This window comes from Bergeyella anatis (genome assembly GCF_036016955.1).
Classification (GTDB): Bacteria; Bacteroidota; Bacteroidia; order Flavobacteriales; family Weeksellaceae; genus JAYWXI01.
In genome coordinates, this window is record NZ_JAYWXI010000017.1 from 13,345 (window position 1) to 29,188 (window position 15,844).

A 15,844-nucleotide genomic window follows, 5' to 3' on the forward strand; every position below is an offset into this window, starting at 1 on the left:
AATCCAATGCTGATTTTCGATTATTTTTCTCTTATATCAATGCCTCCTTCTTCATTTTCAATTTCTTCTTCTGCATCGTAGCCTTCTTGGTTATCTTCTTGTGGTACGTTGACGATATTTAAACTATAATCGTCTTTACCGAATTCGCAACGGTCTAATAACAACTGCGGTATTTTTTTGATGGTAATGTTCGGAAACTTGTTTTTACATTCTGTTTGGAATGCTTTGCAACAAATTAATAAACTCTCACCTGCTTGCATATCTTCTGCAATCGCTTCTAACTGCTGAACCGTAAGAAACTGAGTGGTTGTGAAAATAAAATCCTGCTCTGACGAGCTTCCTTGTTTCCAGAATTGCGTTTCGCTTGGGTTGTATTTAAAACCTTCTTGTTTTGCCATTGCAGCGGCTAACCTATCGGCATTGTACTCATCGGAGATAATCCATTGCCCAAACTTGTCTTTCTTCAATAAACTTGGGGCTAAAGTATAGAACTTAAAACCACCACCACCTTGCCAATTAACTGCTTTAGAAATACCGCCTTGTTCCCCATCTACCACTTGTTTTAAACGTGGATAGCAATGCGTAACCGCGTGTTCTCCTAATTCGATACCAATGTATTTACGTCCCATTTTATGAGCCACAGCCGCCGTAGTACCTGAACCTAAAAATGAATCTAAAACTAAATCGCCTGGATTGGTAGACATTTCTAAAATTCTCTTCAACAAAGCTTCAGGTTTTTTTCCGTTTCTTAATTTAACCCCCCCTTCGCTAGCTATTCCTTCCCATGAAAAATCTTCCCAAAAAGTCGTTAAGAATTTAACAGGAACCATATTATTATCAATACGTTTCATCATTTTATTGTAAAACAAGACAACTTCTCCATTATAGCATAATTTAATATCATCTGACGATGATTTAGCTTCAATGAACATATTTCTATTATCTTGATGTTTACTGATAATTAAAGCATCTTGTAAATATTTTGCTGGCTTATTCGGATTAAATGTTCTAAAAACATTATTTGGGTTATTTAACGCTATTTTAGATTTTACATTATATCTTATTAATTCCCAAAACTCACCGTATTTATCCTTTAAAATTCGCCATGTACTATTGTTATATGGTTCAGGTATTCCAAGTTCCTTATAAGCTAATTCATTTAAAGTTGTAACCTGCCAATTATCAATATTATCATCTAAATTAAGAATATAATATTTGTAATTTTCATCATATTGTTTTTCAACAAATAGCTTATCCTCATAAAATTTAGCTAACGATTTATTTTTACAATATATAAGTATATATTCAGTATTTGAAACAAGTCCAGGATTAACACCGCCAAAACCTCCTTGCGAAGAAGATGTCTTTACCGCAATTTGATCAAATGAATTATTTCTACCAAAAATTTCATCACAAATTACTCGTAAATATGCTAATTCATTGTCATCTATATTTATGAATATAAACCCATCATTACTAAGCAGATTCTTTAATATTAACAGTCTATTATACATTAAATTTAGCCATATAGAATGCTCTAAGTTATCATCATATTGTTCAAAAGCAGCACCTGTGTTATACGGTGGGTCTATATAGATGCACTTTACTTTACCTGCATAGTCTTGTTCTAAAGCTTTTAATGCCAATAGGTTGTCACCATGTATGAGCCTATTTTCGGTGTTTGGGTCACCGTAGGAGTATTCCGGGTTCTCGATTAAAATACGCGGTTCCAGCTTGGGTTCGTCGCCTTTGCCAATCCACGTTAATTCTAATTTTTGTAAGTTTTTATTTTGAGCCATAGTGTGTATGGGTTTCTATTTTGCGTGTTATTCATTCTATTTTTAGATAAAAATAGAAAAACCTTTAAAAATCAATACTTTAAGACACTTTCTATTTTATTTCTATTTTTTTTTGCCATTTATTCGGGTAAGTAATACCTTCTATATGTTTTACCACCAGTGTGCAATAAAACACCATCCTTTACCATTTCATAAATTGCCTTCCTTAAATCGGCTAACTCAACATCAACCAAACGTTTATGAATATCAGCAACTAAGCTATTAGGATAAGTTTTTAAATCTTCCAAAATTAAAGCTTTCAATCTATGAGGTTCTATTAATTTTAGAGTAGGTTTGATATTAATTTTTGAACTTGCTATTAATTTAGGATTAATCATAAATTCTGTAGCTTTCTTTTGACCTCTTGTAATTAATATTTCTTGATCAACTAAACGATTAACATAAGACCTCATTCGGTCTTCATCGGATAATTGCAAAGATTTAGACAGTTGAGTAGATAATATTTTTTGTTCTCTAGCTACTATACCAATTGCAATAAATTCTTTTTGAGTAAGTTGATAATTTTCAGCAATGAAATCTAAAAGTAAAACCGCCTCTGCATCTAATATTTTAGAATACTGAATGACTTTTGTAGTACTAAAATCATTTTCTATTATTGGGAAAGATTTTGAATCTCTACTTACTATTTCATAAATAAGATCATACCCACTTCCTTCACCTTCCATTAATTTTAAATCGTGTAAAACTCGAATAATATCAGGATTTCTTCTAATGGATTTATGTAAAATATTAGTATTAGTAACGCCAAGAGGTAATCCTCCAGGATTAGTTATTTCAACCCTATCGGTATAAACCTTTATAAAAATATCACCCGAAATAGTATAGCTTTTATGAGCAATAGCATTAATTAATAATTCACGTAATAATCTTGGATCATAATGATAAACTTTATTTCTAAATAACCCTTGTGGAAATTCATCGTAGTATTTTAATTCAATCGCTTGTTTTTCAATGTCCTCAATTAAATGTTTAGGATTTAATAAACCATCGTTCCAGTCTTCTTTACGTATTTTTTTTTCAAACTCATCATATACTATATATTGAACATTAATAGGATAAACAAGTTTATTTCGTTGTAAAGGAGTACCTAACCATAAAATACCCAAATTGGTAAGTAAACCGTTGGAAATGAAATTATAATGTTCAATAATTTCTATATCAGTTTTTTGCTTAACAATATCTTTAACACGATCCGATTTCCTAATTTCATTAGCAAACCATTCTATGTTTTCTAACGGAATTTGGCTTAGTGTAACTTTACGTTCTTGTAATTCCCATTTGAATGCATCACGTTCTGCTGCTAACGTTAAAACATCTTCGCTTCTTGCAGGATGACATTGATCACCCAAGCGAACAAATATTTTGCCTTCGGAAGTTGTAGCAATACTTCTTAATGACGGTTGTATAATTAGCGAAAAATATTCACCGCCATTTTCATGTTCAATAATATCACCCTGAATAATACTTACATTAAAACAAAGAGTTCTTAATCTTGTTATAGCATCATTAATTATTTTAATATCAATAATTTGATTTTTTGGTGGTTCTAATGTTTTATCTTCAATACCAATATAAATAATGCCACCTTGTGCATTTGCCAAACAAACACATGTAACTGATAGTTCTTTAACCCCCTTATCTCCAGTAGTTATTTTTTTTAAGGATTTATATTCTATAGTATTTTGCTCAACATTCATATTAACGGCAGTTTTATATAATATTCCATCGAATTGTAAATAATTCCGTTTCCGTGATACTTTGGTTTAATCTTTCTTCAATCTCAGACAAAAGATTTTCTTTTCTTTCATCCACTTCGTCTTGTGCTAAAAATAAACGTTTTCTTTTTTCAGAACGCTTATTTTCTAAATCTTTAATGGCTCTTTGGGCTTTTACTTTCGCTTCTATATTCATTGTTTTTTTAGCTTCAGCTTTACGAAGTTTTATTTCTGCATCTATATCTTTAATTTCCTTTTCAAGACTGATTTTCATGTCTTCTGCCCATTGATCGAGCTTATCCATTTCTACATCAAAGAAATCGTTGTTTTTAGATGCATTGGTATTAATAATATCTTGCTTGGTTGCAAAATGTAATTCGTTTAATTGCGTTTTGATACTCCTATCAATAACCACTTCTTGACCTTCTTTGGCATGTAATGAAAATAAACGCAAAGCCATTTCACTATCTAAAACTTCACCATTATCTATACAAGCAGCTGCAATAATATAATCTTCTTTTTCGAAAGAATCTATTTCTACCTTCGTTACTAGCATCCATCCAGATTGACCGATGAATTGTTCTAAGTAAGCTATTTTTGTCGGCGAATTTGAATAATCAAAACTTAATTCTTTTGATGGCGTATCTAAACTTGATGCTTCCTTTATTAAATGTTGTGCTAAAGGATGCCCCACACGATACACATTCGTTTTTTCAGGAATTACCTTTTCGGACTTACGACCTTTTTCATCCGTTTTTAATATCATATAAGGACCAGCATTAATAGCCAATGACTTATATGGATTATCTATTAATGTGAAAGTATAATCATCATTAAATCGAGCTTTTTCGGCTAACATAAATTGAGTTAACTTCCATAATTTTTCTTCAAATTTAGATAATGAAGCGGTAGTTTCTAAAAGATTCGCTTTTAGTTTTTCTCTTACTTCTTCATCAAAATTTTCTAATAAAGTAGATTTCGCTTGCTGTAAACGTTCTGTTATTTGTGGTTTTAATTCTTCTTGCAATTCATCAAATGCAGCTTTAATCTCTTCTGTTTTGCGACAATTTTGATAAATCATCGCAATACGCTTTTCAAAATCGACCCCACTACCAATAGCCCCTAAAACCTCATCTGATGCCCCAAAAACGCCATCAAATAATCTGAATTTTTGATCTAACAATTCATACACCCTGATATCGGCTTCGTTCTTCTTATTCAAAAAATTCACGACAACAACATCATGCTTCTGCCCGTAACGATGACATCGCCCAATACGCTGCTCTATGCGCTGAGGATTCCAAGGCATATCATAATTTACAATTAACGAACAGAATTGCAAATTGATACCTTCCGCAGCCGCTTCCGTAGCAATCATAATGGTCGCTTCATTCTTGAAATAGTCTACCAATGCCGCACGCATATCGGCCGTTTTAGAACCGGTTACCTTATCTGACCCTTTATTCACCTGCAACCAGTCGCTACATATACGCTTCGATTTAGGATCATTGTTCACTCCGTTAAACAAAACCACTTTACCCTTATACCCTCTCGCTTCTAAAGTATTGTATAGAAAATCTTGAGTCCTTCTACTTTCTGTAAAAATTAAAGCTTTGTTATTAGCACCCAATTTTTCGAGTTCATTAAAACCTTTATCTAATGCAGTAAATAAATGTTCTGCTTTAGAATTTTTACGAATTACATGAGCTAAATCTCTAAAACGCTTTAAATCTGCTAATTCATTTTCTATGTTTACTAAATCTTCTGGCATGTAAATAATATCTACAGTATCATCTAGTTCATCTTCGTCCCACTCATCTTGTAATTCATCAGCAGATTCGTAATCTGTATCAACTTCATCGAATAAATCGAATGCAGATTCTTTAAGTAATATATTTTCCAATCGTTTTACCAACGAATCCAGAGTCCCATATATCGCATACGAAGAAGAAGCCAACAATTTACGCAATATAAGCGTCATTAATTGACGTTGGCTATTAGGTAGTGCGTATAATTTTGGTCTTTGAAGATAATCTGATACAAAATCATATAATTGTTCTTCCTCCATAGTTGGAAAAAACTCTTCTACAATAGGAATTCTATTGGTGTAATTAATGTATTCCAATACCTGTTTTCTTAATGTACGATGACAAACCGGCTGAATTCTATTGCGTAGAGCTTCGTAATTTTCTTCATCAACAATACGTGAGTACTGCGATTTAAAACTTTTCAAATCACCAAATACATAATCGTCAATAATAGATACTAAACCATATAATTCTAAAATAGAATTCTGTAAAGGCGTAGCGGTTAAAAGCACTTTTTTGAAAGGATGTAGTGCTTCTTTTATTACATTAGCTGTTTTGTTGGAAGGTTTATATACATTACGTAAACGATGAGCTTCATCAATAATTACTAAATCCCAATTGGTTTGTTGTATATAAGGGACTTTCGTTTTGGCAAATTGATAGGAACAGATAATTATACCATCCTCTTGATTGAAGGGGTTTAAATTCCCTTTTTTAATTTCTTCGTTAAATGACTTTGTTTCTAATATTATTGATGGCAAAAAGAATTTGTCTAGTAATTCTTGATTCCATTGTTTGCGTAAATTAGAAGGAGCAATAATTAATAATTTTCTTTTACGCTCTGCCCATTTTTGAGATAAAATAATGCCAGCTTCAATAGTTTTACCCAATCCAACTTCATCTGCTAAAATAGCCCCTTTAGACAATGGCGACTGAAAAGCAAATAACGCCGCATCTACTTGATGTGGGTTTAAATCAACTTGGGCATCTTGTAAAGATGCCACAAATTTTCCCACACTATCTGATGGTAAACGACGCGTTATATCATGTGCAAAATACTTTGCGTGAAAGTTAGAAAACTCCATTAAAATCCGTACTTAACTTGTATTATCCTTTTTTAAAGGCGTTAAAGATAAGCATTATTTAAATCCTAACCTATAACTTCCCCCCACCATCCGGAGGAACTCCAACAATATTTTTAACTTAAACCCCTCTTTTTCTTCCATGACAATTAAAATGAGGAGTAGGATCCACTACACTCCCCTTCCTTAACTCTGCCAATTTTCAGGTCGAAATATGCAATCTAATGCGACAAAAAATCTAAAACAAGCCTAATAATAGTTTTTTGTCGCAAGACTTCACTCTAAGCCATTCGATTGATTGTAGCCTAATCGAAAAAGTACATTCAATAAATTAAGCGTTTGACTTTTTGATTTCGGTAAGCAAAAAAACAGTTCCCAAAAGATCATTTAGATAATTCCTTCTATCTATGCGAGTCATTTTAAAGGATTTAATTTTGGATCTGCAGATTTTATCAATTTAATTTTTAAATCAATATCGTCAAAGTTTTGTACAACAGACGCAATATCGTCATTCACTTTACCCAGCATCATTTGCGCTTTCTCTTGCTGAACAGCCTGCTCCAAAGACATGGCAAATAATGATAAACCATTATAATCTATTTGAATCAGATCCATTTTCAATAATTCCAAATTAAAAAAAACTTCCAACTGAGATTTAGGGACGATAGCTTTTGACCAAACCTGATCGTTTTTAATCCATCCTCTTTTAATGAATTTTCTAATCCTAAAACGGATCATTTTCCGATACAAAAAGTAAAGTTATTAAGATAATTACCTAATAGTCAACTATTTACCAGTTATTGTATTATTAAAAAATGTAAAACAGCAACAAATATTAAGAAAACAAAGGATTATGAAGTGAAAAATTGAGATAATTTAATTCGATAATGTACTTATCATTTTTTCTGTTAATTGAATTATTTCTTGTGCTTTTGGAGTAGCCAATGTTCCTATAATTCCCCCTGATGCACCTATAAGAATTTCCTTAACAGATTGCAATGATACTTTTAAAATAGTTTTCTTTGGTTTTGGAGATTTCGTTTGTTGCTTGATTGTTTCAATATCTGCTAACAACTCACTTTGAATGTCTTTGTCTGTAATATCTTTATTTACAAAGTCTGTCAGTTTTTCAATATAATTTTCAATATTTGTGATAGTATCAAATGCTACTATATTATTTATTGTTGAATTGTTTGTAGCTTGTTGTATAGCTCCACCATTCATATTCTCAATATGGATAGTATTGTACTGACTGAAAGGCAGAAAATGCTCTGTTGGTTGGTCTGGCTCGCTTAATGCTTCTTCGACTTCAACAATTCCCAAATGAGTAATTGAAAAGCCTCCTCCCAAAGTCATTGATTTGAGTAATCCTTCTCCTTCTAAATAGTCAAAAATGGAGGAGGTTTCTTCTCTTGTAAAGTTTAAATATTTTCCGATTTCCCACATATTGAAGATATAACCTTCTTCTCCATTACTTTCTTCATAAATAGTTTTCAGAAAAATAAATCTATCGTGTTTTTTCTTTTGTATCGTATTCATTTGGAATTACAATTTGAACAATTTATTATCTTGGGATAATGATAATACTTCGTATTGACTAACATCAATATTAGCAGGTACTTTATCTCTCAAAATCGGAACTATATACTGTCCGTTTATACTATTAGCCACCTCAACCAATGTATTTAACTGATTATCGTGAATATTTTCTAATTGGTCGTGTAATACGAAGTGTAAGCATCGTATATCTAAATCATCAGCAAACTGAATATATGCAAAGTCAAATGCAGCTATTTGCCCTTTTTTCTTACCTGTACTTGGATTTCCCTCAACATTTGTTACAATCAAATCATAACCAATATCTTTCTGAATAGGTGTAAGGATATAATTTTCATCATAAAGTATTTCAGACATTTTGGTAAAATACTTGTTGAATTGAGTAACTCTACTTTTAATCAACTCGTCGTTTGAAGTAATATCCTCGATAATCAAATTTAGTTCACTCTCAATTCGTTCTAATTTTTCATTAGAAACCTCCCAAAGTCGTTTTTGCTCTTCTAAATTACCTTTACGTTCAAATTGTTTGTTCAGCTCTGTAACAATTTTTTCTAAATCTTCTGCTACTCCTGATTTTTGAATTTTAGCGGTTAAGTCATACTCCTGATTACGTAATCTGCTTAAATCCGCTCTCAATGATTGTAACTTTTGTTCCAAATCAGGTAATTCTTTTGTTATATATTCTAATTTTTCAGAAATTAAATCATTGTGAAATTTTAATGTTTCTTCAAAAGTAACCTGAATGTTAGGAATTAAAGCATTTGCTCTATCATATAAACTTTTTATCTGACTGGTATTGATATTTGTGTACTCTTGTTCTAAATCTGTTTTGCTTTCAATGATTAAATCCCTTCTTACTTCTAATTGACTAATTCCAGAAGCAACTCGGTTTAAATTATACTTAACTTGGTTAAGTTTTTCTATATCTTCATTATAATTCTCATTGAGGTTAAAGTTTTTCTTTTGTTCCTCAAACTCTTTTATCTTATCATTGTGAAAAGCTAATTTTTGTTCGATTAAAGCAAGTTCTCCTTCTTTCTTTAACCTTCTACGAAATCTGTTTTCATTTCTCCTCTCTTCTGCCAGATTCCGTTTTTCTTCCTGATTGTCTGTGTTAATTCCGAGCCAAAACAAATACAAAGCCTCGTAAACTTCATTACTTACAAATGCACCAAGAACTTTAACGATGTTATTCATTCTATCCTTATCAATTCGGATGTTCTTTGATATGATTTGTCTGAAAGTAGGTTTATCCACTTCTGTTTTAAAGACCAGCTTCTTTAGTTCAGAATCAAAATCCTTAGTCTGAATATTTTCATTATTGATTTTTAAGACTTTTTTCTTTCTGTCCAAAAAATTACGTTGAATAATAACTTTTTCACTACTCTCGTCTTCTAAATCTTCTACTAATTCAAGAGTGATTAAAACTTCTGTATCAATTAAAAAGTTTTGAATGGTTGTGTTCGGTTGATTAGAAAATTCGGTGTCTTTATAAATACTTTCTCCTTTTGAACCTAAACAATAATCAATTAACCGCAATACAGTAGTCTTACCTACATTGTTACCTGTGGTTTGCTGGGTTTGGCTCTCTGGAGTTTCATCTACGATAAGGTTTATTCCCTTTTTAAAAAGAATATCCCGAATCACTCCCGTTTTGTTCTCTATGATTAACCGCTTTAAAAACATCTCTCCAATAAACCTTTCTTACCTTTTTTTAATACTCCTAAAATAAATAACCAATCTAATACCAATGAAAATAAATTGATAGAAATACTATGGTTCTTGCTCAAACTGTGATATAATTCAAAATAATCAAATTCTGTTTTATTTGAGAGGTCTAATATCTCTATTACTTTTCCTCCCAGATAATACAAATCTCTTTCAGGGCTTGTATTTTTATTAACTATCATTGTTTCGGAGGTTCTTCTAAAATACTACATCTCATAAAAGCATCAACCAAAATCACGTACAAACTAATCTGAATTGCTTCAATAGGTAAATCTGTATTTTTGTTACTACTACTTTCAATTATTTCCCAAAGTTTAGCTTGCACATTCTCAATTATGTTGTCTGCGTTAGCTCTAATTTGGTCAATGTTATTATATTTTCCTTTCTCTAAAAGGTAAGCACTTTTTATATTATGCAAAACAAATTCTTTTCTTGTCGAACCTTGTTTTTCAATCTCCTCATAAACCTTGTTTAACCGACCTTGATAAACCCTATATTCTTCTATGATTGCTTTGTAACGTATAACATTGTTATAAAGTATTTTTTCTTCTGGGTCTGGAGCAGATAAGGGGTCATTGACATTTGCACCATTAAAAATACTACTTCCTAAACTTCCAATAACAATATTTAAAGCAGACGGATTTTTTGTTATTAGATTTTGTCCAGATAGTTTTTGCAATACATCTTCTTCGTGATTCCGTTTCATTTCTCTTAAAACATTAACCGTGTACTTTTCAGGGTTGTTCGTCTCAATATGATGATTTGGACAAAGTAATAAAAGGTTATTATAATCAGCTCTTTCTTTGCTTGTCATATTTGGATTATACCTGTCCGCTTTGTGTGTGTTTTGGTTAGCATCTTCAATATGGCATATATTGGAAAAATTTGTATCATCTTCCCAATTTAAAAACATTACATCACAATTAGGAAATGCACATCTATTTCCAGATAAAGCATACAATTTTTTAATTGTTAGTACAGAGTATTGTCTTGCTTTTTTGTCTGCCATTATAATTCCAAATCTATTTTAACGTGCCTATCAAACCCTTTCTCTACGATTTCCTTTCAAGGTTTGGACTTGCAAAAATGCAAGTTACAAATGTAATCTAAAAATTGCAATAAAAAATAGAGCTATTTCAGATTATTTTTAGGAGCATTTAGCTTAAACAAAAATGCGAACACCTCTGTCCGCATTTTAATCTATCAAGGCAAATCAATACAACTGTCGTGATTCCCTATTCTACATCTGGATAATCGGTTTAAAGTCATTTTCAGCCCTTTTCTTAATCCGTATTTCTGAACGCTCATTTTTGAGTATTGTGAACAGGTTGGATAGAATTTACATCGAAAAAACTTTGACCAAATGGGAGATACAAGTTTTTTATATATCCAGATAAAAGCAATGTAAATATTACTTCCCAACTTCATCTAAATTATGTGTTATGACTTCGACCTTTTTAGCTAACGAACCACATTTACTACAGCTGTCCACTTTTGACAATTCAAAGTATTTTTCTCGTTGCTGTTCTGGTGTTCTGTTTCTGGCATTTAATCCATCTACCGATGCTAAACCTGTACAGCATCCCAAAGGTAAACAAGCCACTCCTAAACCTAATGAGGTTAAAATATCGGCACAAAAACCTTTAGATTTTTGTGCTGTTTTTTGAGGTGTAAAATCAAAATAAGGAACAAATCTAATGTTTCCGCAACCTTGACAGGTAATTTTAAATTCTTTCATCTCTTTAGCCATAACACTTATTTTTTATAATTTTTACCTCCAACTTCTTTGTAATAATCATCTTGAAGCAAATAATACCAGAATATTCTACCCTCTGCAATTGTTGCTGGATTATGGTCTGCGATAAAAGCATAGTTTTTCTCATCCCATTTTCTTTTTAGCTTTTCGTGTTCATCCCCGATAGGCTTTCCTGTCCTTTGGAACTTCTCCATCAATTCATCAAATGATTCTGAAACGTATTTATCTCTTTCGAGATATAACTCATAAGCCTTTTTATCATCCCATAATTCAACCATACAGTTTTTCGGAGCAAATTTCGCATACTCATCTTTCAATTTGAAAGCAATTTGTTTTATGACATCTTCATCATAATTGCTTACTTCTACCAATAATACAATTTGTTCGGAATTGGCATTACGAATCCGTCCTTCTTGTTTGTTATGTTTCAGAATTTCCACAACTCGATAAGTAATATCATTTTCGGTTGGTGTAATTTTTTTCATATTACTATCTAAAGTTACTTTGTCCAAATTGATAATTCGGGGTTTGTTGCTTTTTCCTTGTTCTATATTTTCAGTAATAACTTCTTTAGGAGATGATGACTTTGTTGTTGCATCTTTTGGTATAAAAACACCAATAATTCCAAACAGAACAATGTATGAAACATATCTAACAGCTTTATTCTGCCAGAGCTTAAATTTTTCTTTGAGTGCATCTGAAATAGGAGGTAAGAATAACACTCCAAGAATGGCGGTTAATAATCCTGCTCCAATCGCTCCTTGTGCTAACGCACCGATACCTCCGAGTATGAATAATACTCCTAAAATGTACTTTACTACTTTCATAAGACTTGATATTAAATTAAAAATTAGATTTCATTATTTAATTTGCTTCCAGTCCCAGAAAGCAATCTGTATTCAATAAAAAAGCGTGGGACTAAAACTATATTCGTTTATCAGGCATCGCCAAACGCCCTTACCCCAAATAAGTATAGCCCACGCCAAAGCGTGAGCGTTGAACTTATTACTCTGGGGGCATTTCATAATTTGGCGATTTTGATAAACCCGAATAATAGCTAACGCTAAATCAATATTTTATATAAATTATTTCTGCTTTTTCAAATGTATTTTCTGCTTTATTGTTATGAGACAAAATTACAAAATTTTGCTTGTAATTTTTAAAATATTAGTTTGATTACCAACCTCCACTAATTGCTGGAAGATATTTAGATGTGCCTCTGTATGTTTTTACCCAGTTAGCATAAACCAAACTATCTGCAATATCGGGACTTCTGCCTAAGAATTTTTTGATAGCTTCTTTACTGATTACTCTCACAGTTTTGTCTAAATGAATTTCATATTTTAAGGCTTGTAATTCTAATTTTAAGCTCTCATCAGTCAGATTTCCTATTTCTCCATTGATAAAGTCTTTTCGTAGCTCATAATACATTTGTGAACGGAGGTTGTAAGGTTTAAAGGCTTCTTCATAAATAGTTTCTTCTGATTTTGCTCCTCCTTGTAATCCAATTATATCATACCCTTGCATTTTTAAACTATCTACCACGCCTGCACCTATACCTACACTATCAATTCCTACATAATTCGGGTCAATGTTATAATCGTGAATAAGTTGAATAGCTCTGGTAACAACCTCCGTAGTAGCTGTTTTTGGATGAGTTTCTATCAATTCGATATTTCCGTCTTTGAGAATTACAAAAACAGTTCTATCATCTCCATAGCGTGCTACATCTATACCCAATGAGGTAATCTCTGTTCCTTGTATTTTATTAGATGCTTTTAAAATAGCTTCAGTTGGAATAAGCTGGTTAATGGTATCCACCAAGCTCCAGTCTGCATATAGGTATTTCCTCAAAAAATTGGGGTTATCTTTAAAGGCTTCTTTGAGGTTTTGAACGTACTCACTATTTTCATCATAGTTGTCTGTTGTCAAGCTCTGAATATAAACCTCATCAGAATTATTTGACTGAATGAAGACAGGGATTAACCAACAAGGTTCTGGATTACTGGTTAATCTGCCCTCATATTGAGGCTTTTGTTTGTTGGGTAAAATCCAGCGTAACCGAGTTTTGAGCAAACTATATACCTCCATACTTACCTCGTTGGCTTCATCAATCCCGAACCAGCCAATCTCCAGACCTTTGATTTTTTGAAGCATCGGGTCTTTTGAAATATTGGCATCAATGAAAGTAAGGGTAGAGCCGTTGATAAAAGTTACTTCTAAACTGGTTTGGTTGAAACTTCTAATAATCTCTTTTGGACAAATGGAAAGAAATGTAATCAAAGTAGTTTTTTTCAATACTGATAACTCTTTTCGTGCAATTACAAGTCTATTACCATTGTATTTCATTGCTTGTTTTATGGCTTCTGCACACAAAAACCAACTTTTACCTCCACCCATAGCACCTCCGAACAAAACGTACTTTGCTCTGCATTTATGGGCTTCTATCTGTTTGGGCTTTGGTTGATAGTATAGGGATAAATCTACTTTCATTCTAATCTGGAATATTACATATAAACTCTACATTACCAGAATGTTCTATTTGCATTTTATGTAATCCTTGCAATACAGTAAGTTCTTTATTTACTGATAATGCAGTTTTATAATCTTTTTTCTCTATACTCAATTTGTATAAATCTTCATAACGTCTTACTGCCTTTGCGTAATCGTATTCTACTTTTCTTTTTACAGACTGCTCCACTAATACTTTTGCTCTGGCAATGTATTTATCTGCCTGTCTTTCTCCTATATCCCATTTTTCTGTACAATGTAGAACTATTATCTCCCTACTGCTACCATTGATTAGCATTGTAGCAATAAGTTTTATACGCTGTTCTACTGTATTCTTGTCTGCTTTTTGCATAAGTATTGTTTTATTATTTTTCCAACTATATTACAAGTTTGATAAATCAACTACAATAAAGTTCTATATACTTGTCTGACAGGGTTTTTAAAAACCATTTCTTAAATTCCTTTTTTAAAAATCTTTCCCTTAATCGCTTAATTTTCGACTTCATTATTTTTGTTTCTGCTTTGTTTAGTTGTTCTTCAACCTTTATAAAGTCTGGATTTAGTGAAGCGTAAAAAAGTATTCTTTCTTCATTAGTGGATTTAGAAAAATCTACCTCATCATTATAAACTACCTTTGAGAATGCTTCGTTGAGGTCTTTATACAAATGTTTAAACTTTTCGTTATCCAACAAATCCCCTAATGTCCTAATTGTCTTTGGTAATTTTCTCTTTTGATTATAGCAAAACTCTATTCGTAATCTCCAATCTGAAATATTTAGATTATCCGTTATTTCCACCTGTAAATTTTTGTCATAAACTTTTAAAGCATACTCATACATAAAACATTTTCTTCCATAATCCCTAAGTTGATGTTTCATTTTTTCAAACTGCCTTAATTTATACTCAAAAAAAACATTGAGATATTGGTTCGCTGGTTGAGGTGTTATAATACAAAAACCAAATTCCATTTTTTTGATTTCCCAGTATTGAGGTTCAATAGCAAACCATTTACAAATTTCATATATGGCACACTTCAATTCTGAATAAGTGAAATCACTATAATTGTTACCCTTAAAGAATTTGTGTATTGAGTTGCTCAATTCTATTCTATCATAGTACAAAACAACCCTAAAACCCCTGTATTCGCTTTCAAACCCTATCAGTTTACCATTTCTAAACTTTGGATAGAAAATTAAGCCCCTCCATTTGAAAGGCTCAAATGAATTAGGATTAAATAAGCATTTTGTTAAAGCCATTATTTTAATGTAATCAACCATTGTAAAGAAACTTTAAGCATTACTTACCTAAAACTCTTTTGGTTGTAACCTCAACATCTATTTCTTCATTCGTTTTTGAACGGTTACGCAATAGCCACGCTTCAATTTCGGCTTTGTTAAAATATAGTTGCTTTCCGTTTGGTCTATAAAATGGAATTTCTCCCTTGCTGGTAAGTTTGTAAAGGTAACTTTGAGAAAGTCCTGTAAACTCTACCAGTTCTTCAAAGTTTAAAACGGTCTTTTGTGAATTGAGTAATAACTTTTCAATTCTATCTAATCTTTGTTCAATGTTGTTTTCCATAATCTGCTACTATTGAATTGTCAAGTGCAAATTTGTGGAACATAGGAAAGAATTTTTGAACACCTTTTTGAAAGGTAAATAATAAGGTAAATAGTTTAGTTTAATAATGCTGAAATGATATTCTTCACAAGTGCTTTAAATGCTGAATTCAACTTGCAAATGCAACAGAATTCTGATTAATAATTTGTTTAAATTTTTCGTTTGGCGTGAGGTATCCAAGTCTTTTACGAGGTCGATTATTGAGTTTATT

Annotated in this window: 15 protein-coding genes and 1 pseudogene; all 16 read right to left on the bottom strand. The window is 31.8% G+C overall.

Annotated elements, in window-relative coordinates; genetic code table 11:
* Positions 1 to 20: 20 nt before the first annotated feature.
* The gene (locus VQ048_RS10500) at positions 21 to 1,799 is read right to left on the bottom strand and encodes a site-specific DNA-methyltransferase (RefSeq protein WP_327611645.1); all 1,779 of its coding nucleotides are present in this window, start codon (positions 1,797 to 1,799) and stop codon (positions 21 to 23) included.
* A 119-nt stretch (positions 1,800 to 1,918) separates the two neighbouring features.
* Positions 1,919 to 3,556 (bottom strand): ATP-binding protein, encoded by a 1,638-nt coding sequence (locus VQ048_RS10505; protein ID WP_327611646.1) that lies wholly within the window; start codon positions 3,554 to 3,556, stop codon positions 1,919 to 1,921.
* A gap of 13 nt (positions 3,557 to 3,569) precedes the next feature.
* Complete coding sequence (locus VQ048_RS10510; protein WP_327611647.1) at positions 3,570 to 6,467, bottom strand: SNF2-related protein; 2,898 nt, start codon at positions 6,465 to 6,467, stop codon at positions 3,570 to 3,572.
* Positions 6,468 to 6,878: 411 nt separating this feature from the next.
* Positions 6,879 to 7,214 (bottom strand): hypothetical protein, encoded by a 336-nt coding sequence (locus VQ048_RS10515; RefSeq protein WP_327611648.1) that lies wholly within the window; start codon positions 7,212 to 7,214, stop codon positions 6,879 to 6,881.
* A gap of 126 nt (positions 7,215 to 7,340) precedes the next feature.
* Positions 7,341 to 8,003, bottom strand: coding sequence for a hypothetical protein (locus tag VQ048_RS10520; RefSeq protein ID WP_327611649.1), 663 nt, complete (start codon positions 8,001 to 8,003; stop codon positions 7,341 to 7,343).
* 6 nt (positions 8,004 to 8,009) lie between these two features.
* Entirely contained in the window at positions 8,010 to 9,707 is a 1,698-nt protein-coding gene (locus tag VQ048_RS10525; RefSeq protein ID WP_327611650.1) for a DUF2326 domain-containing protein, read from the bottom strand.
* Positions 9,698 to 9,931, bottom strand: a complete 234-nt coding sequence (locus VQ048_RS10530) for an ABC-three component system middle component 6 (protein WP_327611651.1) — start codon at positions 9,929 to 9,931, stop codon at positions 9,698 to 9,700. The genes VQ048_RS10525 and VQ048_RS10530 overlap by 10 nt, the downstream gene beginning before the upstream one ends.
* Positions 9,928 to 10,758, bottom strand: a complete 831-nt coding sequence (locus VQ048_RS10535; RefSeq protein WP_327611652.1) for an ABC-three component system protein — start codon at positions 10,756 to 10,758, stop codon at positions 9,928 to 9,930. Before VQ048_RS10535 ends, VQ048_RS10530 begins: the two co-directional genes overlap by 4 nt.
* A gap of 194 nt (positions 10,759 to 10,952) precedes the next feature.
* Positions 10,953 to 11,177 (bottom strand): membrane protein insertion efficiency factor YidD, encoded by a 225-nt coding sequence (gene yidD, locus VQ048_RS12955; protein ID WP_442872820.1) that lies wholly within the window; start codon positions 11,175 to 11,177, stop codon positions 10,953 to 10,955.
* Positions 11,161 to 11,499 carry a hypothetical protein gene (locus tag VQ048_RS10540; protein WP_327611653.1) on the bottom strand — a complete coding sequence of 113 codons (339 nt, stop codon included), beginning with the start codon at positions 11,497 to 11,499 and terminating at the stop codon, positions 11,161 to 11,163. Before VQ048_RS10540 ends, yidD begins: the two co-directional genes overlap by 17 nt.
* A gap of 5 nt (positions 11,500 to 11,504) precedes the next feature.
* A complete protein-coding gene (locus VQ048_RS10545; RefSeq protein WP_327611654.1) occupies positions 11,505 to 12,332 on the bottom strand; it encodes a hypothetical protein in 828 nt (275 codons plus the stop codon).
* A gap of 349 nt (positions 12,333 to 12,681) precedes the next feature.
* Positions 12,682 to 13,998 carry a phage terminase large subunit gene (locus VQ048_RS10550; RefSeq protein ID WP_327611655.1) on the bottom strand — a complete coding sequence of 439 codons (1,317 nt, stop codon included), beginning with the start codon at positions 13,996 to 13,998 and terminating at the stop codon, positions 12,682 to 12,684.
* 1 nt (position 13,999) lies between these two features.
* A complete protein-coding gene (locus VQ048_RS10555) occupies positions 14,000 to 14,368 on the bottom strand; it encodes a hypothetical protein (protein ID WP_327611656.1) in 369 nt (122 codons plus the stop codon).
* Between the two features lie 46 nt (positions 14,369 to 14,414).
* On the bottom strand, positions 14,415 to 15,293 hold the full coding sequence (locus VQ048_RS10560; protein WP_327611657.1) for a hypothetical protein: 879 nt from the start codon (positions 15,291 to 15,293) through the stop codon (positions 14,415 to 14,417).
* 19 nt (positions 15,294 to 15,312) lie between these two features.
* Positions 15,313 to 15,594, bottom strand: coding sequence for a helix-turn-helix transcriptional regulator (locus VQ048_RS10565; RefSeq protein WP_327611658.1), 282 nt, complete (start codon positions 15,592 to 15,594; stop codon positions 15,313 to 15,315).
* A gap of 148 nt (positions 15,595 to 15,742) precedes the next feature.
* Positions 15,743 to 15,844: pseudogene (locus tag VQ048_RS10570) on the bottom strand (IS30 family transposase); the annotation flags it as partial.

Bases quoted from the DNA above. Each gene is read 5' to 3' on its own strand.
- VQ048_RS10500 (WP_327611645.1), bottom strand. From the start codon at position 1,799: ATGGCTCAAAATAAAAACTTACAAAAATTAGAATTAACGTGGATTGGC.
- VQ048_RS10505 (WP_327611646.1), bottom strand. From the start codon at position 3,556: ATGAATGTTGAGCAAAATACTATAGAATATAAATCCTTAAAAAAAATA.
- VQ048_RS10510 (WP_327611647.1), bottom strand. From the start codon at position 6,467: ATGGAGTTTTCTAACTTTCACGCAAAGTATTTTGCACATGATATAACG.
- VQ048_RS10520 (WP_327611649.1), bottom strand. From the start codon at position 8,003: ATGAATACGATACAAAAGAAAAAACACGATAGATTTATTTTTCTGAAA.
- VQ048_RS10525 (WP_327611650.1), bottom strand. From the start codon at position 9,707: ATGTTTTTAAAGCGGTTAATCATAGAGAACAAAACGGGAGTGATTCGG.
- VQ048_RS10530 (WP_327611651.1), bottom strand. From the start codon at position 9,931: ATGATAGTTAATAAAAATACAAGCCCTGAAAGAGATTTGTATTATCTG.
- VQ048_RS10535 (WP_327611652.1), bottom strand. From the start codon at position 10,758: ATGGCAGACAAAAAAGCAAGACAATACTCTGTACTAACAATTAAAAAA.
- yidD (WP_442872820.1), bottom strand. From the start codon at position 11,177: ATGAAGTTGGGAAGTAATATTTACATTGCTTTTATCTGGATATATAAA.
- VQ048_RS10540 (WP_327611653.1), bottom strand. From the start codon at position 11,499: ATGGCTAAAGAGATGAAAGAATTTAAAATTACCTGTCAAGGTTGCGGA.
- VQ048_RS10545 (WP_327611654.1), bottom strand. From the start codon at position 12,332: ATGAAAGTAGTAAAGTACATTTTAGGAGTATTATTCATACTCGGAGGT.
- VQ048_RS10550 (WP_327611655.1), bottom strand. From the start codon at position 13,998: ATGAAAGTAGATTTATCCCTATACTATCAACCAAAGCCCAAACAGATA.
- VQ048_RS10555 (WP_327611656.1), bottom strand. From the start codon at position 14,368: ATGCAAAAAGCAGACAAGAATACAGTAGAACAGCGTATAAAACTTATT.
- VQ048_RS10560 (WP_327611657.1), bottom strand. From the start codon at position 15,293: ATGGTTGATTACATTAAAATAATGGCTTTAACAAAATGCTTATTTAAT.
- VQ048_RS10565 (WP_327611658.1), bottom strand. From the start codon at position 15,594: ATGGAAAACAACATTGAACAAAGATTAGATAGAATTGAAAAGTTATTA.